We start from the raw sequence: 18,318 nt of genomic DNA, 5'->3' as shown, positions 1-18,318 counted from the left end.
GCGCGGATCTGCGCGCTGATATCGCCCTCGGCTTCGCCGAACCCGATCGTGGCCACCACCTGGCCGCCGCGCTGGGCGAAGCGTTCGCGGAAGGCGGCGGCGGCACGGCGGCCGTTGTCGTCGTTGCTGTGCACCACCAGCACCTTGCTGCGCTCGCGGCCGCGCAGGAATTCGGCGGCGATGATGCCGTCGTCTTCCGGGGCCAGCGAGAACCCGGCGCTACCGGCCGGCGGGCTGCTCTTGCCACGGTTCAGCGCCAGCACCGGCACCGGCAGCTGGGCGCGGCCGAACACCGCATCGACCTCGTCGCGGCCGAGCGGACCGACCACGAAGTCCACGCCGGCACCGACGGCTTTGTCATAGGCCGCCACCGCACCGGCAGCGGTGCCGGCGGTATCGATGAACTGGATGTCCGGGCGACGGCGGGTTTCGGCGTAATAACCGCTGAGCAGGCCATCGCGCACCGGCTGGGCGGCGGTGGCCAGGCGACCGCTGAGCGGCAGCAGCACGGCCATCTTCAGCGGCGGGCGGTAGCCATCGCTCATGGCCGGCGGACGCTTGCTGGTATCGAACTGCACCGCCTGCTCGCGATCAAACGGACGCGGCAGCGGCAGCCCGCGGGCGATCAACGCGCGCCCGGCGAAGTTGTACAGCGGCTCGTTGGCCGGCAGTGCCGCCGCGCGCGAACGCAGGGTGGCATCGTCGAGCGTGCCGAGCAGACCGGCGATGGCCTGCTGGTTGTCGGTGCGCGCCTTGCCGGTCAACGCGGCATGCGCGCGGGCGCGCTCCTGCGCGGCACCGATGATGTCGCCGGTGCCCYGCAGCGCATCGGCGCGGGCCAGCTGCCAGCGCGTGCGCAGCTGCGGCACCACCGTATCGGAGGATTCCTTCAGCGAGGCCAGCGCCTGCGCCGGCTGCTTGTCGGCCAGGGCCAGCTCGGCGGTGGTCAGGTGGTAGCGCTGCAGGTTGGCGCCGTTGAGCTGGCGCGGGGTGATCTGGGCCAGCAGGCTGCGCGCGCGTGCGCTGTCGCCGGCCTCATGCCAGGCAAAGGCAGCATCGGCCAGCGCGGCAGCGCGGGCGCTGCCCTTCAAGGTGTTGGCCAGTGCTTCCAGCTGCACGGCGGCGTCGCGCGGCTTGCCCTGGTCGATCAGCGCCAACGCCTGGCTCTGCGCCGGCGATTCGGGCGCACTGGTCAGGCTCGTCGTGGCGCAGCCGGCAAGCAGCATCAGCGACAACGAAAGGGCGGAGATCCGTGCGACGGGCTTGTTCATGATCAGGTCCATTCGATGGGGGCAGCGGCCGTGGCCGGGGAACGGTACGATTCTACCCTTGACCCACGAGTGCCGTTGCGATGAGTGTTGTCCCTACGCTGTATGTCGTTGCCACCCCGATCGGCAACCTGGCCGACCTGACGCCGCGGGCGCAGGACGTGCTGCGCTCGGTGGCGGCGATCTGCGCCGAAGACACCCGCCGCAGCGGCCAGTTGCTGGCCCATTTCGGCATCCAGCAGCCGCTGGTGGCATTGCACGACCACAACGAGGAAGCGCTGTCCCAGCGCATCGTGGCGCGCCTGCTGGCCGGTGAATCGCTGGCGCTGGTGAGCGATGCCGGCACCCCGCTGGTCAGCGATCCGGGCTATCGGCTGGTGCGCGCTGCCCGCGAGGCGGGCATCCGGGTGAGCCCGGTGCCGGGTGCCTGCGCGGCGATTGCCGCATTGAGCGTGGCCGGCCTGCCCAGCGACCGCTTCACCTTTGAAGGCTTCCTGCCGGCCAAGGGCTCGGGCCGCCGCGAACGCCTGCAGGGCCTGACTGGCGAAACCCGCACGCTGGTGTTCTACGAATCCTCGCACCGCATCACCGAGTCGCTGGCCGACATGGTCGCGGCCTTCGGCGCGCAGCGCCCGGCGGTGCTGGCCCGCGAGCTGACCAAGCTGTTCGAGACCGTCCTCGACGGCACGCTGGCCTCGCTGCTGCAGCAGGTGGAAGCCGACGACAACCAGCGCAAGGGCGAGTTCGTGGTGATGGTGCAGGGCGCCGCCGACGACGAACAAGCGCAGCTGGCCGCCGGCCGCCGCATGTACGCCAAGCTCAGCGAACACCTCCCGCCGTCCACCGCCGCCAAGCTCGCCGCCGAACTCACCGGCGCCCCACGCAAAGCCCTCTACGGCAGCTGATCGCGAGCTGGGCGCAGGCAGAGCCACCCCACGGGTGGCTGCACGCGATGCCGAAGAGGTAGAGCCACCCCATGGGTGGCTACGCACGATGCCGGAACGAACARCAGCCACCCATGGGGTGGCTCTACCAGRCGTGCAGCAAACACCGCWTTTGAATAAMCCCCCCCGCAAACCGTCTGGAGGCACAGCCCCCTTTAGTAAAGGGGGCGCGGCGACAGCCGCGGGGAATTGGACGCTGGTGGCGCCCGGGGCCCACGGTTTGCACCGCAAACCGTGGGGCTTCTTCGCGGCATCGCGAAGAAAGGGCGGAGCCGGCCGATAAGCCGGGTTTTGTCGTGGACAGTCATTCCTCTAGGCGCTACGTCACCGCAGCGCTCAAGCAACCTACCCGGACCCGACGCGGGCCACGCCATTAGGTCCCTATTTGGTCTTGCTCCAGGTGGGGTTTGCCGTGCCGGTCTGTTGCCAGACTCGCGGTGCGCTCTTACCGCACCATTTCACCCTTACCGGCTTCCCGAAGGAAACGTAGGCGGTATCTTTCTGTTGCACTTTCCGTCGGCTCGCGCCGCCCAGGCGTTACCTGGCACCTTGCCCTGTGGAGCCCGGACTTTCCTCGGCATCCGCAAGGGATGACGCGACTGTCTGGCCGACTCCGCCGCGCGCATTGTCCCACATCCCGGCGTGCGGAGGGCGGGCGATCACCCCGGCGTTCGGTATTGCCCGGCCGAGATGAACTGCGCGAAGCGCTCGCACCACACCACCACAGTGGTGAATTCCTCGACATCCACGCCCGGTGGCACCTCGACCAGGAAGCGGTTGAAGGTCTTCACTTCGCCGATCCGCACCGCATCGGCCTTGATCCGTTCAAAGCCGGCCTTGGTGTCGACGAACTCGCGGGTCAGATAGACCTTGTAGTCGGGCCCCGGAGCGATCTTGCCGGTGAAGGCCACCTGGGTGGCGCTCACGCTCAGCGCGCCATCGGCCCAGTGCAGCGCATCGCTGCCCTTCTGGTCGCGGTGGAGGTTGGCGTGGTAGCGCGCCTGCTCCATCGCAGCCTGTACCTGCTGAGCCGGCGGATCGTCCGGTGCGGTGAGGATCGGCAGGAAGTACACGCCCAGGCCGAAGCCCACGCCAAGCACAAGCAGGTGGCTGATCAGAAGAAGGAGGATGCGTCGTCGCATGGAAGCTCCGTACAGAGTGGAGACGCGGCAACGGCGCCGCCCCGCCATCCTCGGCACGCAGCGCGTCGCGTCAAGGCGCCCTGGAGGCGGCGTCGGGCCGGCAACCTGCGCAGAACCAGCTCCATCTGGGCCGAGGGGCCGGGAATGCCTTCTGGCGCAGCGGCGTTAAACTTTCGTGAACACCCTTGCTTGTGGCTGAAGTGCCGCAATGCCCGGTCCCTGAAGATTGGCTTGGCAACGTCAAAGTGCGCCGATCTGCGCCCTTGCCTCCAGCCGGGTCTCACCGATGCAACTGCCGTCCGGCCCAAACCGGCGCTCGTGGATGAAACCCTCGCCATTGGCATCCAGTGCGATCAGCGTGCTGGCGCGGGTGCCGTACTCCGGGCTGCGGATGAACGCTGCGCTCAGCCAGCGCTCGCGTTCCAGGCCGATGCCGGTGTTGGGCAGGGCGCTGTCATCAGCCCGGGTTTCATCGGCCAGCGCCGCCCACAGGGGCCCCAGGTCGTCGCTGCCGCTGGCGATCCAGCCCCGCAGGGCGGCGTTCAAACGCTCGGTCTTGGGCCACGGCGCATCCAGCGGCCCGTTGGACATGCCGTGGATGCCAGGTGGCAGCGCCTGGCGGCCCAGCGGGTGATTACCCAGGAACTGGCAACTGCCGCGGTCGGCCAGCAGCAGGTTGAACGGCGCGAAGGTGGTGGCGCGGGCGGCCAGCTCGTCGGCGAAGGTGGCAGCCGACGCGTCGGCACGCAGGTAGTCGGCCACCAGAGCACCACGTGACGGGCCGGTCTGGCGCGCCAGCGGGTCGCGGACATTGGTGACCACCGCCATCCGGCCCTCGGGCGCGACCCCGGCCCAGGTCCCGCCCGAACGCAGGTCACGTCCGGCCAGCAGGCCGGTGTCCGGCGCCGGCCAGGCCACCAGTGCGGCGGTGGGGCGGGCGTGGAACTCGTCGCGGTTGCCGGCCATGACCAGCTGCCACCGCGGGTGTGTTTTCCAGGCAAGGGCGAGAAGGCACATGKCCGGCATTGTGCCGGGGTTTGCGCAAGACCGGGTCAATGGCGACGGGGCTCGGGATGAATGCGCGCCTATGTTTCACACCCTCTACACGCGCCTGAACTTCGCCCCAATCTCAAAAGATGAGACGAAACAGCAACTTGTGGATAAGCTTTGAACAAGTCTCTAAACATTGCTGCAAGCCCTTGATGTCCAAGGTGATTTCCCGCTTGCAAAGTTGTTGACAACCCAATCGGCACTGCTAAGGTGGGCAACAGAGGCAAAACCGGGTTTTTTGTGGTTTTTCGTGGTTCAATGTTTCATCCGGGCGAAGGAAAGGTGCACGCGTCGTGTTTCAGGGCGAGACGGCCATCACGGTTGACGATAAAGGGCGCATGGCGGTTCCCACCGCGCATCGCGACCTTGTCGCGCGCGTGAGCAACAACCGCCTGGTCCTGACCTACAACCCCTTCGAGTCCGGCTGCCTCTGGCTGTATGCCGAGCAGGAGTGGGAGCGGGTCCGCGACGACGTCATGTCCAAGCCCAACACACAGCGTGTCGTGCGTCTGCTGCAACAGAAGCTGGTCGGCTCGGCCGCGCATCTGGAGCTGGACGGCAACGGTCGCATCAGTATTCCTGCCAGCCACCGCGGTGCCGTTGGCATTGAAAAGAAGGCGGTTCTGCTGGGCATGGGCGACAAATTCGAATTGTGGAGCGAGCAGGCACATCGCGCGTTGATCCAGCAGACGTTGTCTGACGGGGATCTGGGCGATGGGTTGCTCGACCTGAAGTTGTGAGCCGGGGTGCCCGGATGCGCGGAGCAGCGCAGACCGGTCACCTTCCGGTGTCGCAGTCGCCGGCGGGGCACCTGCCGGTTCTGTACACGCAGGTCCTGGATGGCCTGAGGGTGATCGAAAACGGTACGTATCTCGATGGCACGTTCGGTCGTGGCGGTCACGCCCGCGGCGTGCTCGAGCAACTCGGTCCCGGAGGCCGGCTGCTGGTCATGGACAAGGATCCCGAAGCGATTGCGGTTGCCGAGCGCGATTTCGCGCCGGACCCGCGCGTGTCGATCTTCCGTGGCAGCTTCGCCGACCTGCTGCATTGGGAGGCCACCGCCGACGGCCTGGACGGGGTGCTGTTCGACCTCGGCGTGTCGTCGCCGCAGCTTGACGTGGCCGAGCGCGGTTTCAGTTTCGGCAAGGACGGCCCGCTGGACATGCGCATGGACCCGGACAGCGGCGAAAGCGCCGCGCAGTGGCTCAACCAGGTTGAAGAGCGCGAGCTGATGGACGTGCTGTGGACCTACGGCGAAGAGCGCCAGGGCCGCCGTATCGCCAAGGCCATCGTGGCCCGCCGCGACAAGCAGCCCTTCACCCGCACCGCCGAGTTGGCGGAGCTGATCGCCTCGGTGATGCCGCGTGGCAAGGACAAGATCCACCCGGCCACGCGCAGCTTCCAGGCCATCCGCATCCACATCAACCGTGAACTGGCCGACCTCGAAGCCGGCCTGGACGCGGCGATGGCGCGGCTCAAGCCCGGTGGCCGGCTGGCGGTGATCAGCTTCCATTCGCTGGAAGACCGCATCGTCAAGCAGTTCATGAACCGTCACGCCAAGGCCCCGCCGAGCAATCGCCGGCTGCCCGAGCTGGCCGCGTTCGTGCCGACCCTGGATCTGCACGGCGGCGCGATCAAGGCCGAGGACGACGAGCTGGCGGTCAACCCGCGCTCGCGCAGCGCGGTGCTGCGCGTGGCCGAAAAGCGCGAGGTGGCCGGGTGAGTCGCCTGCTGCTCATCGTGCTGCTGGCCTGCACCATCGCCTCGGCGATCGGGGTGGTGTTCATGCGCCACCGCCACCGCCAGACCTTCATCGAGTTGTCCAAGGTCGAGCGCGCGCGCGATGAGATCAACATCGAATTCGGCCGCCTGCAGCTGGAGCAGGCGACCCTGGCCGAGTCCACCCGGGTCGACCGCGTCGCCCGCGAGAAGCTCGGCATGAAGTTCCCCGAAGCGGCGGACGTGGTGGTGGTACGGCCATGAACAAGTCCGGTCGCAACCGTGCACGCAACAGCTTCAACCTGCGCCAGCGCCTGAAGTGGGTGGGTCTGGCGCTTGGGCTGTGCTCGGTGTCGCTGGTCGGCCGCGCGGCCTATGTGCAGATCATCAACAGCGAGTTCTACCAGCGCCAGGGCGAAGCGCGCTACCTGCGCGAGCTGCCGATCAACACCTCGCGCGGCATGATCACCGACCGCAACGGCGAGCCGGTGGCGGTGTCCACGCCGGTGGCTTCGATCTGGGTCAACCCGCAGGAACTGCTGCGCTCGCAGGACCGTATCCCCGAGCTGGCCACCGCGCTGGGCATGCCGCTGGACGAGCTGACCTCCAAGCTGGCGCAGAAGTCGGACAAGGAATTCATGTACCTGCGTCGCCGAATCAATCCGGACGAGGCGGAAAAGGTGGTCGCGCTGAAAATTCCGGGCGTGGCCTCGCAGCGTGAGTTCCGTCGCTTCTACCCGCAGGGTGAGGCGATGGCGCACGTGCTGGGCTTCACCAACATCGACGACCGCGGCCAGGAAGGGCTGGAGCTGGCCTTCGACGAATGGCTGCGCGGCAAGGCCGGCGCCAAGCGGGTGATCCGCAACCGCAAGGGCGACACCGTTGAAAGCGACCTGCTGCGCCCCGCCGAGCCGGGCAAGGACCTGACCCTCAGCATCGACCGCCGCATCCAGTTCCTGGCCTTCAAGGAGCTGCGCAACGCGCTGATCGCCAACAAGGCGGCCGGCGGCTCGATGGTGATCATGGACGTGGCCACCGGCGAAGTGCTGGCCATGGTCAACCTGCCCACCTACAACCCCAATTCGGTTGGCGGTGCGGCCCCGGATACCCGCCGCAACCGCGCGGTGACCGACCTGGTCGAGCCCGGCTCGACCATGAAGCCGTTGACCATCGCCTCGGCGCTGCAATCCGGCGTGGTCACCAAGGACACCACGGTGGACACCAACCCGGGCTACATGTCCGTGGGCCGCTTCACCATCAAGGACGTGCCGCGCAACAACGGCGTGCTCAATGTCACCGGCGTGATCACCCGCAGCTCGAACATCGGCGCGGCCAAGATCGCCGCAAAGATGCCGGACCAGGTCTTCTACGACCACGTCCACAGCTTCGGGTATGGCGTGTCCCCGCATAGCGGGTTCCCGGGTGAATCGGCCGGCGTGCTGCCGCGTCCGGCGCGCTGGAGTGGTTCGTCCAAGACCACCATGTCCTACGGCTATGGCCTGAATGTCACGCCGCTGCAGATCGCGACCGCCTACTCGGCGCTGGGCAACGGCGGCAAGCTGATCGCGCCGACCTTCGTCAAGGGCCAGCGCAACGAAGGCAAGCAGATCATCGACGAGAATATCGCCAAGCAGGTCGTGGCGATGATGGAAACCGTGGTCACCCAGGGCGGCGCCAAGCAGGCAGCGGTGCTGGGCTACCACGTGGCCGGCAAGACCGGCACCGCGCGCAAGGCCGGCCCCGGCGGGTACGAGCGCGGGCATTACAACGCGCTGTTCGCCGGTGTGGTGCCGGCCACCAACCCGCGCTTTGCCACGGTCATCGTGATCAACGATCCGCAGGCCGGCAAGTATTACGGCGGCCTGGTGTCCGCACCGGTGTTCCACAACGTGATGGAAGGCGCGCTGCGCCTGATGGACGTGCCGCCGGACGATATCGAGTCGTGGCTGGCCGCCCAGCAGTCCGGAAAGATGGGGCACGCCGCCTCGGTACTGCCGATGCCGCCGCCGGAAACGGTGATCGCCCCGGACGCCGCCGCCGAATTCGATGCCGCGCTGCCCAGCGCGCACGCCACGGTGCCGCCGCCGCAGGGAGGCACGCAATGAGCCAGACGATGTTGCTTTCGCACCTGCTTCCCGATGTGGCGCTCAGCCACGATCCGTCCATCACCGGCCTGGTGCTGGACAGCCGCGACGTGCGTCCGGGCAATGCCTTCGTGGCGATCGCCGGCTTCGGTGCGCACGGGCTGGGCTTCGTCGACCAGGCGCGGGCCAATGGCGCCGGTGCGATCCTGTTCGACCCGCCGGCCCCGACCGAGCTGCCGGCCCCGGCCGACGCGATCGCCGTGCGGGGCCTGCGCAACCGCATGGGCGCGATGGCCGACCAGTTCCACGGCCGCCCGTCGCGCGCGATGACGATGGTCGGGGTGACCGGCACCAACGGCAAGACCTCCACCGTGCAACTGCTGGCCCAGGCCTGGCACCTGCTTGGTACCCGCAGTGGAAGTATCGGCACGTTGGGCGTGGGTCTTTATGGCCACGTCGTGCCGACCGGCTTCACCACCCCGCTGGTATTGCAGATGCATCAGGTGCTGGCGCAGCTGCGCGATGACGGCGCACAGGCGGTGGCGATGGAAGTCAGCTCGCACGCGCTGGACCAGGGCCGCGTGGACGCCGTGCACTTTGATGTGGCGGTGTTCACCAACCTCACCCGCGATCATCTGGATTACCACGGCGATATGCTCCAGTACGGCGCGGCCAAGGCCAGACTGTTCCACCGCGAGGGCCTCAAGGCGGCGGTGGTCAACCTGGACGACAGCTTCGGCAGCGAACTGCTGCGGACCGTCGAGGCCGGCGTGCGCCAGATCGGGCTGAGCTCGCGCGGCGCGCAGCAGGCCACGCTGCGCGCGGACTCGCTGAAGCTGGATGGCCGTGGCATCGCCTTCGACCTGGTGGTCGATGGCACTCGCCATCCGGTGCAGTCGCCGCTGCTGGGCCGCTTCAACGTGGACAACCTGCTGGCCGTGGCCGGTACGTTGTTCGCCCTCGACCATGCCCCGGCCGCGATCGCCGACCTGCTTTCGCAGCTGCAGCCGATCGCCGGGCGCATGAACCGCCTGGGCGGCGAGCACGGCCTGCCCACCGTGGTGGTCGATTACGCACACACTCCCGACGCGCTGGAACAGGCGCTCGGCAGCCTGCACGACCACCTGAGCGGGCGTCTGGTCTGCGTGTTCGGCTGCGGCGGTGAGCGCGACACCGGCAAGCGTCCGCAGATGGCGGCCATCGCCGAGAAACTCGCCGACGTGGTGATCGTCACCGACGACAATCCGCGTGGTGAAGATGGCGACGTGATCGTGGCCGACATCGTCGCCGGCCTGAGTTCGCCCGCTGCCGCCACCGTGCAGCGCGACCGCGCCGCCGCGATCGCCACCGCGATCGGCCTGGCCGGCGCCGGTGACATCGTGCTGATCGCCGGCAAGGGGCATGAGCCCTATCAGGAAGTCCACGGCGTCAAGCATGCCTTCGACGACACCGAGGTCGCCGGTCGCGTGCTGGCGTCGCGGATGCAGGAGGTGGCCCCATGAAGCGCACCCCGCTGTCGCTGATCGCGCATTGGGCCGGTGGCGAGATCCATGGCGATGACACCGCCATCGACGCCATCAGCAATGACACCCGCACGCTTGCCCCCGGCAGCCTGTACGTGGCGCTGCGCGGTGAACGTTTCGACGGCCATGATTTCGCCGCCGACGCGATCGCGCGCGGTGCTTCGGCAATGTTGGTGGAGCGACTGCTCGACCTGCCCGTGCCGCAGATCGTGGTCGCCGACAGCGAACACGCGCTGGGCCGGATCGCCCACGGCATGCAGCGTGACCGCCGCACCGCCGTGTTCGCCATCACCGGCAGCAACGGCAAGACCAGCGTCAAGAGCCTGCTGCTGGCCATCCTGGCGCAGGTCGCGCGCGAACAGCACAAGGTCGTCTACGCCAATCCGGGCAACCGCAACAACGAGATCGGGCTGCCGCTGGCGGTGCTCGATGCGCCCGAAGATGCCGACTTCGCCATCTACGAGATGGGGGCCGGCAAGCCGGGCGACATCGCCTACCTCACCGAGATCGTGCGCCCGCACTACGCGCTGGTGAACAACATCGCCCCGGCCCACCTGGAGCGGATGGGCAGCCTGCAGGGCGTGGCCACCACCAAGGGCGCGATCTACGCCGCGCTGCCGGCCGATGGCGTGGCGGTGATCAATGCCGACGACGCCTTCGGTATCTGGTTCGAACAGCACATCGTCGGCCAGCCGCCGCGCAGCCGTGTGCTGCGCTACGGGCTGGACCACAGCGCCGATGTGTCGGCGCTGGCGATCCGTCCGAGCGCTTCGGGCAGCCAGTTCCTGTTGACCAGCCCGCACGGGCAGGTCGAGATCGCCCTGGCCTTGCCGGGTCGGCACAACATCAGCAATGCACTGGCCGCCGCCACGCTGGCGCTGGCCGCCGGTATCGGCCTGGACCAGATCGCCGCGGGCCTGGCCCGCGCCGAACCCGTTCCCGGCCGCCAGATCGCGCACCAGCTGCCCAATGGCGCGGTGCTGATCGATGACAGCTACAACGCCAATCCCGGCTCACTGGCCGCGGCGATCGATGCGCTGGCCGGCGGCAAGGCCGAGGGCTGGCTGGTGCTGGGCGACATGCGCGAACTGGGCCCGGACGGCGAGGCGCTGCACGCCCAGGCCGGGCGCCGCGCGCGCGATGCCGGGCTCAAGCGCCTGTACACGCTGGGCACGCTCAGTGCGGCCGCATCGACCGCGTTCGGCGAGGGCGGGCGGCACTTCGCCGACCACGACACGCTGGCCGCCGCGCTCGGCGACGAACTGCACGCTGGCGTGCGCTGCCTGGTCAAGGGTTCGCGCGGCAGTGCCATGGACAAAATTGTAAAAGCGCTGCTGGCGCGAGGAGAGGAAAGCCCCAATGTTGCTTGAACTGGCCCGATGGTTGCAGCAGTTGGAGAGCCTGTTCGGGCTGTTCGGCTATCTGACTCTGCGCGGCATCCTCGCTGCGCTGACCGCGCTGTTCCTGTCGCTGTGGCTGGGCCCGGCGATGATCCGCAAGCTGGCCCAGTTCAAGGGCGGCCAGCCAATCCGCACCGACGGACCGCAGACCCACTTCTCCAAGGCCGGCACGCCGACCATGGGCGGTTCGCTGATCCTGCTGACCATCACCCTGTCGGTGCTGCTGTGGGCCGACCTGCGCAACCGCTACGTGTGGGTGGTGCTGGCGGTGATGCTGTGCTTCGGCGCCATCGGCTGGTACGACGACTGGATCAAGATCGTGCGCCGCGACCCGAACGGCCTGAAGTCGCGCTGGAAGTACCTGCTGCAGTCGATCTTCGGCCTGGCCGCCGGGCTGTTCCTGTTCTACACCGCCGATGTCCCGGCGGCGTTGACCTTCTACATCCCGATGTTCAAGTCGGTGGCGCTGCCGCTGGCCGGGATCAGCTTCGTGGCCATCGCCTACTTCTGGATCGTCGGCTTCTCCAACGCGGTCAACCTGACCGACGGCCTGGATGGCCTGGCGATCATGCCGACCGTGCTGGTGGCCTGCGCGCTGGGCGTGTTCGCCTACGCCTCGGGCAACGTGGTGTTCTCCAGCTACCTGCAGATCCCGCAGATTCCCGGTGCCGGTGAACTGGTGATCATCTGCGCGGCGATTGCCGGGGCAGGCCTGGGCTTCCTGTGGTTCAACACCTATCCGGCCATGGTCTTCATGGGCGATATCGGCGCGCTGGCGCTGGGTGCGGTGCTGGGCACCATCGCGGTGATCACCCGCCAGGAACTGGTGCTGGTGATCATGGGCGGCGTGTTCGTCATCGAGACCCTGTCGGTGATGATCCAGGTGGCCTCGTTCAAGCTCACCGGCAAGCGCGTGTTCCGCATGGCCCCGATCCACCACCACTTCGAGCTGAAGGGCTGGCCGGAGCCGCGCGTGATCGTGCGCTTCTGGATCATCTCGGTGGTGCTGGTGCTGATCGGCCTGGCCACGTTGAAGGTCCGCTGATGAATGATCTGTCGCGCCAGGCAACCCGCCTTGAAGCCATCGGAGGCCACTTCGACAAGTGGCTGCTGGGCGCGATCATCACGCTCACCGGGCTGGGCGTGGTGATGGTCGCGTCCAGCTCGATCGCGTTGATGAGCAGTCCGTTCTACTACCTCAACCGCCACTTGATCTTCCTGGCGGTGGGCATCGTGCTGGCCATCATCGCCATGCGCACCGAGCTCAAGACCATCGAGCAGTACAACCAGGTGCTGCTGCTGGGCTGCTTCGCGCTGCTGGTGGTGGTGTTCATCCCCGGCCTGGGCAGCAGCGTCAACGGTGCCCGCCGCTGGATCAACCTGGGCTTCTCCAAGTTCCAGACCGTCGAAGCGGTCAAAGTGCTCTACATCGTGTGGCTGTCCAGCTACCTGGTGCGCTTCCGCGACGAGGTCAACGCAACCTGGCCGGCGATGCTCAAGCCGCTCGGCGTGGCCGGTGCGCTGGTGGTGCTGTTGCTGCTGCAGCCGGACTTCGGCTCGTCGACCCTGCTGCTGGCGATCACCGCCGGCATGCTGGTGCTGGGCGGGGTGAACCTGCCGCGCATGTCGATGCCGATCGTGTTCGGCCTGGTGGCGATGAGCGCGCTAGCGATCATCGAACCCTACCGCATGCGCCGCATCACCTCCTTCTGGGACCCGTGGGCCGACCAGCAGGGCGACGGCTACCAGCTGTCGAACGCGCTGATGGCCGTGGGCCGCGGCGAATGGACCGGCGTGGGCCTGGGCAATTCGGTGCAGAAGCTCTACTACCTGCCCGAAGCGCACACCGACTTCATCTTCTCGGTCACCGCCGAAGAACTGGGCTTCCTCGGTACCTGCCTGATCGTGGGCCTGTACGCGCTGCTGGCCGGCCGCGCGTTCTGGATCGGCATGCGCTGCGTGGAAATGAAGCGGCACTTCTCCGGCTACATCGCCTTCGGCATCGGCCTGTGGGTGAGCATGCAGAGCTTCGTCTCGATCGGGGTCAACCTCGGCATCCTGCCGACCAAGGGCCTGACCCTGCCGCTGATCTCCGCCGGCGGTTCCAGCGTGCTGATGACCTGCGTGGCGATGGGCCTGCTGCTGCGCGTGTCCTATGAACTGGATCGCGCCGAGCGCCGCCAGGCCGTGCGCATGCACGTGGCCGAAGGCGAGGAGCCGATCGCCGCCGAGCCGGGCAGGGCGCCGAGCGCGTCGGCCGTGGCGGCTGCCATGCAGGAAGGTACCCCGCGCGACGGCACCCCGCGTGACAGCTCGCCACGGGGCACCAGCCGCATGCAGCAGCGCATCGAACCGACCCTGGGGAGGATGGGATGAGCACCCGCCCGACTTCTTCCCCGCGTCCGGTGATGATCATGGCCGGCGGCACCGGTGGGCACATCTTCCCCGGCCTGGCCGTGGCCGGGGTGCTGCGCGCGCGCGGCATTCCGGTGACCTGGCTGGGCAGCGACGGCGGCATGGAAACGCGCCTGGTGCCGCCGCACGACATCCACATCGATACGCTGGCCATCAGTGGCCTGCGTGGCAAGGGCAAGCTGGCCCTGCTCGCCGCACCGGCACGCCTGCTGCGTGCGGTGCGCGCGGCCGGCTTCCTGATCCGCGACCGCCAGCCGCGCGCGGTGATCGCCTTCGGCGGCTTCGCCTCCGGCCCGGGCGGCCTGGCCGCGCGCCTGCATGGTCTGCCGCTGCTGGTACACGAGCAGAACCGCGCGCCGGGCCTGACCAACCGCGTCCTGTCGCGCTTCGCGCGCCGCGTGCTGACCGGGTTCCCGGGCAGCTTCGCCCAGCGCGAGGAAGCGGTGGGCAACCCGGTGCGTGCCGAGATCGCCGCGATCACACCGCCTGACATGCGCCTGGCCAACCGCCAGGGACCGCTGCGCCTGCTGGTGCTCGGCGGCAGCCAGGGCGCGCGCGCATTGAACAACGCGGTGCCGCAGGCGCTGGCAGCACTGGGCAGCCGCGTCGCCATCGAGGTGCGTCACCAGAGCGGTGAGAAGCTGCATGCCGAAGCGCTGGCGGCTTACCGCGATGCCGGTGTCGAGGCGCGCGTGGAGGCCTTCATCGCCGACATGGCCGAGGCCTTCGCCTGGGCCGACCTGGTGGTGTGCCGTTCCGGCGCCTCGACCCTGGCTGAGCTGTGCGCGGTCGGTGTCGGCAGCGTGCTGGTGCCCTTCGCCGCCGCGGTCGACGATCACCAGACCCGCAATGCGGAGTATCTGGTCGAGCGCGGCGCGGCCGTGTTGCTGAAGCAGGATGAAACGCTGGCCACGCATCTTGAAGGCGTGCTGCGCGAATTGTCCGAAAATTCCGACCGACGCATGCAGATGGCCAATGCCGCGCGTGCCCTGGCCAAGGTCGATGCCGCAGAGCGCATCGCCGACATCATCCTCGAGGAATCCAAATGAAGACCGCTATGCGCCACCGCGCACGCCTGACGCGAGGCCGCGCATGATCCGTCGCCTGCACGACACCAACGACCTGGTGCGCGCCTTCCCGCGCGTGCACTTCGTCGGCATCGGCGGCACCGGCATGAGCGGCATCGCCGAAGTGATGCTGACCCTGGGCTATGAAGTGTCCGGTTCGGACAACGCCGACAACGCCGCGACCCGTCGCCTGGCCAGCCTCGGTGCGCGCGTGATGCGCGGCCATTCGGCGGCCAACGTGCTCGGCACCGACTGCGTGGTGGTGTCCAGCGCGATCCGCGATGACAACCCCGAGCTGATGGAAGCGCGCAGCCAGCGCATTCCGATCATGCCGCGTGCGGCCATGCTGGCCGAACTGATGCGCTTCCGCCGCGGCATCGCGGTGGCCGGTACCCACGGCAAGACCACCACCACCAGCCTCACGGCCGCGGTGCTGAGCGAAGGCGGGCTGGACCCGACCTTCGTGATCGGTGGCCAGCTGCTGGCCGCCGGTGCCAACGCCAAGCTGGGCAGTGGCCAGTGGCTGGTGGCCGAAGCCGATGAAAGCGATGGCAGCTTCCTGCGCCTGAACCCGCTGGTGTCGGTGATCACCAACATCGATTCGGATCACCTGGAAAACTACGGCAACGATTTCGCCCGCGTCCAGGCCGCCTTTGCCGAGTTCCTGCAGCGCCTGCCGTTCTACGGCCTGGCCGTGCTGTGCATCGACGATCCGGAAGTGGCCGCGCTGGCCGCACAGACCCCGCGCCATGTCATGAGCTATGGCATGAGCAGCAACGCCGACGTGCGCGCCGAGAACGTGGTCCAGGATGGACCGCGCATGCGCTTCACCCTGCGCCTGCCCGAAGGCAGCAGCTACCCGGTCACGCTGGCGCTGCCGGGCGCGCACAACGTGCTCAACGCGCTGGCCGCCGCCGCCGTGGGCTGGCAGCTGGGCGTCGCCCCGGACGCCATTGCCCGTGCGCTGGAAAGCTTTGCCGGCATCGGTCGCCGCTTCAATGACCTGGGCATCGTCACCACCCACACCGGCGCCCGTGTGCGTTTGATCGACGACTACGGTCACCACCCGCGCGAGCTGGCGGCGGTGTTCGCGGCCGCCCGTGGCGGCTGGCCGGACCAGCGCCTGGTGGTGGCGTTCCAGCCGCACCGCTACAGCCGTACCCGCGACCAGTTCGATGCCTTTGCCGCGGTGCTGTCCGAAGTGGACGCGCTGGTGCTGAGCGAGGTCTACCCGGCCGGCGAAGCGCCGATCCCGGGCGCCGACTCGCGCTCGTTGGCGCGCGCCATCCGTGCGCGCGGCCGCAGCGAGCCGGTCGTGGTGGGCCATACCGCCGAGCTGTCGCACGTGCTGCCCGACGTGCTGCAGGACGGCGACCTGCTGCTGCTGATGGGCGCCGGCGACATCGGCCACGTGGCGCAGCTGATCGCAACCGAAGGATTCACGGAGACCCCGGCGGCATGAACCCGATCTTCTTCCCGTCGCTGCGTGTCACCGACCCGGCCGTGTTCGGCCGCGTCGCGGTGCTGCTTGGCGGTACCTCCAGCGAACGCGAGGTGTCGCTTGACTCGGGGCGCAACGTGATCGCCGCGCTGCGCGCGCGCGGCGTCGACGCGGTGGCCGTGGATGGCATCCCGGCGCTGGCGCTGGCACTGGTGGAAAAGCGTTTCGACCGCGTATTCAACATCCTGCACGGCCACAACGGCGGCGGTGAGGACGGCATCGTGCAGGGGCTGATGGACGCCTTCGGCGTGCCGTACACCGGCTCCAAGGTGCTTGGCTCTGCGCTGAGCATGGACAAGATCCGCACCAAGCAGGTGTGGTTGTCGCTGGGCCTGCCCACGCCGCGCTACGTCAAGCTGGTGGAGGGCGTGGACGTGCACGCCGCCGCTGCCGAACTCGGCCTGCCGGTGGTGGTCAAGCCCGCCAATGAAGGCTCCAGCGTGGGCATCAGCCGGGTCACCGACGCCGCCGGCCTCGCCGACGCCGTGGCCCTGGCCGCGCGCTACGACGGCCAGCTGCTGATGGAACAGATGGTGGTGGGCGACGAACTCACCGTGGCGATCCTGGGCGACCAGGCCCTGCCGTCGATCCGTATCGTGCCCAAGGGCCAGTGGTACGACTACAACGCCAAGTACATCGCCGAGGACACCCAGTACCTGTGCCCCGGCCTGGACGGCGATGACGAAGCCGACATCCGCCGCGTCGCGCTGGCCGCCTTCCAGGCCGCCGGTTGCCACGGCTGGGGTCGGGTGGACGTGATGCGCGACCGCGACAGCGGCCGCTTCCACCTGCTGGAAGTGAACACCGCGCCGGGCATGACCAGCCACTCGCTGGTACCCAAGGCTGCCGCGCAGGCTGGCATCGGCTTCGAGGAGCTGGTCTGGCGCGTGCTGGAACAGACCCTGCCGACCCACCTGCAGGAGCTGGACAGGGAGCGTGCCCACGCATGAACGCGGTGCTGCGCATCTTCGTCTGGTTGCTGGCCCTGTCGGTCGTAGCGCTGCCCGTGGTGGCGGTGCTCAACGGCTGGGTCGGTGCCGAACGCTGGCCGCTGGCCAAGCTGCGCGTGCACGCCGAGTTCAAGCGGGTGCCGGCCGAACAGCTGCAGCAGGTGGTACTGCCGTATGCCAAGGCCGGGTTCTTCGCGGTCAAGCTGCAGGATGCGCAGGACGCCATCGAAAAGCTGCCGTGGGTGGAAAGCGCGCAGGTGCGCAAGCAGTGGCCGGACGTGCTGGAAATCAGCCTGGTCGAGCACAAGCCGTTCGCGCGCTGGGGCCAGGACCGCCTGCTGTCCGAGCAGGGCAAGCTGTTTGCCACCCCCAAGAAACTGCAGGACCTGCAGCTGCCCGACCTGGACGGCCCGGACTCGCAGACCGAAGAAGTGGTGGCGCTCTACAACGATGCACGTGCGCTGTTTGCGCCGGCCGGGGTGGACGTCAAGCGGGTCACCATGGATGCCCGCGGCAGCTGGTCGCTGCTGCTCAGCAACGGCACCGAAGTGGTGGTCGGCCGCGATGACGCACGCTCTCGCCTGCAGCGGTTCGTGCGCGTGCTGCCGCAGCTGGCCAACCCGCAGGCGCCGATCGAACGCGCCGACCTCCGATATACCAATGGCTTCACGCTGAGCTGGGGTACCCCGGCCGCAACCGCGCCGAAACCGGCGCAGGACAGGACATGAATCGCAAGGGTGACAAATCACTGATCGTCGGACTGGATATCGGCACCTCCAAGGTGGTGGCGCTGGTCGGCGAGTATTCGCCGGGCAATCCGATCGAGGTCATCGGCATCGGCTCGCACGAATCGCGCGGGCTCAAGCGCGGCGTGGTGGTGGATATCGAATCGACGGTGCAGTCCATCCAGCGCGCGGTCGAAGAGGCCGAGCTGATGGCCGGCTGCGAAATCCGCTCGGTGTATGCCTCGATCTCCGGCAACCACGTGCAGTGCAAGAACTCGCCGGGCATCGTGCCGATACGCGACGGTGAAGTGACCTGGGGCGACCTGGACCGCGTGCTCGATGCGGCCAAGGCCGTGGCGATCCCGGCCGACCAGAAGATCCTGCACGCGATCCCGCGCGAGTACGTGCTGGACGATTCGCAGGAAGGCATCCGCAACCCGGTCGGCATGACCGGCGTACGCCTGGAGGTGCACGCGCACCTGGTGGTGTGCGCGCAGTCGGCCGCGGCCAACATCTCCAAGTGCGTTCAG

Annotated in this window: 17 protein-coding genes and 1 other RNA gene; 14 read left to right on the top strand and 4 right to left on the bottom strand. The window is 68.3% G+C overall.

The window, feature by feature from the left end; all coding sequences use genetic code 11:
• A partial coding sequence (locus tag ACXJKH_RS03740; protein ID WP_457318354.1) for a penicillin-binding protein activator occupies window positions 1-1,271 on the bottom strand: 1,271 nt, incomplete at its 3' end.
• An 80-nt stretch (window positions 1,272-1,351) separates the two neighbouring features.
• On the opposite strand from ACXJKH_RS03740, the gene rsmI reads away from it, so the two are divergent.
• The gene (rsmI, locus tag ACXJKH_RS03735; protein WP_457318353.1) at window positions 1,352-2,173 is read left to right on the top strand and encodes a 16S rRNA (cytidine(1402)-2'-O)-methyltransferase; all 822 of its coding nucleotides are present in this window, start codon (window positions 1,352-1,354) and stop codon (window positions 2,171-2,173) included.
• A gap of 303 nt (window positions 2,174-2,476) precedes the next feature.
• On the opposite strand, the gene rnpB is transcribed toward rsmI, so the two are convergent.
• The 3 genes from rnpB to ACXJKH_RS03720 form a co-directional block, all read right to left on the bottom strand.
• Window positions 2,477-2,827: RNase P RNA component class A (gene rnpB, locus ACXJKH_RS03730), an RNA gene on the bottom strand.
• A 44-nt stretch (window positions 2,828-2,871) separates the two neighbouring features.
• Entirely contained in the window at window positions 2,872-3,354 is a 483-nt protein-coding gene (locus ACXJKH_RS03725; protein ID WP_256774900.1) for a DM13 domain-containing protein, read from the bottom strand.
• A 240-nt stretch (window positions 3,355-3,594) separates the two neighbouring features.
• On the bottom strand, window positions 3,595-4,371 hold the full coding sequence (locus ACXJKH_RS03720) for an NRDE family protein (protein ID WP_457318352.1): 777 nt from the start codon (window positions 4,369-4,371) through the stop codon (window positions 3,595-3,597).
• A gap of 326 nt (window positions 4,372-4,697) precedes the next feature.
• On the opposite strand from ACXJKH_RS03720, the gene mraZ reads away from it, so the two are divergent.
• The 13 genes from mraZ to ftsA all read left to right on the top strand — a co-directional run.
• Window positions 4,698-5,144: a division/cell wall cluster transcriptional repressor MraZ gene (gene mraZ, locus ACXJKH_RS03715; RefSeq protein WP_256774902.1), complete on the top strand. Its 447-nt coding sequence runs from the start codon at window positions 4,698-4,700 to the stop codon at window positions 5,142-5,144.
• 14 nt (window positions 5,145-5,158) lie between these two features.
• Window positions 5,159-6,127, top strand: a complete 969-nt coding sequence (rsmH, locus tag ACXJKH_RS03710; protein WP_457318351.1) for a 16S rRNA (cytosine(1402)-N(4))-methyltransferase RsmH — start codon at window positions 5,159-5,161, stop codon at window positions 6,125-6,127.
• Window positions 6,124-6,387 carry a cell division protein FtsL gene (ftsL, locus tag ACXJKH_RS03705; protein WP_256774904.1) on the top strand — a complete coding sequence of 88 codons (264 nt, stop codon included), beginning with the start codon at window positions 6,124-6,126 and terminating at the stop codon, window positions 6,385-6,387. Before rsmH ends, ftsL begins: the two co-directional genes overlap by 4 nt.
• On the top strand, window positions 6,384-8,228 hold the full coding sequence (locus ACXJKH_RS03700; RefSeq protein WP_256774905.1) for a peptidoglycan D,D-transpeptidase FtsI family protein: 1,845 nt from the start codon (window positions 6,384-6,386) through the stop codon (window positions 8,226-8,228). The genes ftsL and ACXJKH_RS03700 overlap by 4 nt, the downstream gene beginning before the upstream one ends.
• The gene (locus ACXJKH_RS03695; RefSeq protein ID WP_457318350.1) at window positions 8,225-9,709 is read left to right on the top strand and encodes a UDP-N-acetylmuramoyl-L-alanyl-D-glutamate--2,6-diaminopimelate ligase; all 1,485 of its coding nucleotides are present in this window, start codon (window positions 8,225-8,227) and stop codon (window positions 9,707-9,709) included. Before ACXJKH_RS03700 ends, ACXJKH_RS03695 begins: the two co-directional genes overlap by 4 nt.
• A complete protein-coding gene (locus ACXJKH_RS03690) occupies window positions 9,706-11,100 on the top strand; it encodes a UDP-N-acetylmuramoyl-tripeptide--D-alanyl-D-alanine ligase (RefSeq protein ID WP_457318349.1) in 1,395 nt (464 codons plus the stop codon). The genes ACXJKH_RS03695 and ACXJKH_RS03690 overlap by 4 nt, the downstream gene beginning before the upstream one ends.
• The gene (mraY, locus tag ACXJKH_RS03685; protein ID WP_256774908.1) at window positions 11,090-12,175 is read left to right on the top strand and encodes a phospho-N-acetylmuramoyl-pentapeptide-transferase; all 1,086 of its coding nucleotides are present in this window, start codon (window positions 11,090-11,092) and stop codon (window positions 12,173-12,175) included. Before ACXJKH_RS03690 ends, mraY begins: the two co-directional genes overlap by 11 nt.
• Window positions 12,175-13,506, top strand: coding sequence for a putative lipid II flippase FtsW (gene ftsW / locus ACXJKH_RS03680; RefSeq protein ID WP_457318348.1), 1,332 nt, complete (start codon window positions 12,175-12,177; stop codon window positions 13,504-13,506). Before mraY ends, ftsW begins: the two co-directional genes overlap by 1 nt.
• A complete protein-coding gene (murG, locus tag ACXJKH_RS03675; RefSeq protein WP_457318347.1) occupies window positions 13,503-14,594 on the top strand; it encodes an undecaprenyldiphospho-muramoylpentapeptide beta-N-acetylglucosaminyltransferase in 1,092 nt (363 codons plus the stop codon). The genes ftsW and murG overlap by 4 nt, the downstream gene beginning before the upstream one ends.
• Window positions 14,595-14,637: 43 nt before the next feature.
• The gene (gene murC, locus ACXJKH_RS03670; RefSeq protein WP_457318346.1) at window positions 14,638-16,074 is read left to right on the top strand and encodes a UDP-N-acetylmuramate--L-alanine ligase; all 1,437 of its coding nucleotides are present in this window, start codon (window positions 14,638-14,640) and stop codon (window positions 16,072-16,074) included.
• On the top strand, window positions 16,071-17,063 hold the full coding sequence (locus ACXJKH_RS03665; protein WP_457318345.1) for a D-alanine--D-alanine ligase: 993 nt from the start codon (window positions 16,071-16,073) through the stop codon (window positions 17,061-17,063). The genes murC and ACXJKH_RS03665 overlap by 4 nt, the downstream gene beginning before the upstream one ends.
• Entirely contained in the window at window positions 17,060-17,791 is a 732-nt protein-coding gene (locus ACXJKH_RS03660; RefSeq protein ID WP_256774913.1) for a cell division protein FtsQ/DivIB, read from the top strand. The genes ACXJKH_RS03665 and ACXJKH_RS03660 overlap by 4 nt, the downstream gene beginning before the upstream one ends.
• Window positions 17,788-18,318: cell division protein FtsA (ftsA, locus tag ACXJKH_RS03655; protein WP_457318344.1), on the top strand; the 531-nt coding region annotated here is incomplete at its 3' end. The genes ACXJKH_RS03660 and ftsA, both read left to right, overlap by 4 nt.

It is taken from the genome of Stenotrophomonas sp. P5_B8 (assembly GCF_054049855.1).
Note: the sequence above shows the minus strand (reverse complement) of the source record. Positions and strands in the feature narration are given on the sequence as shown.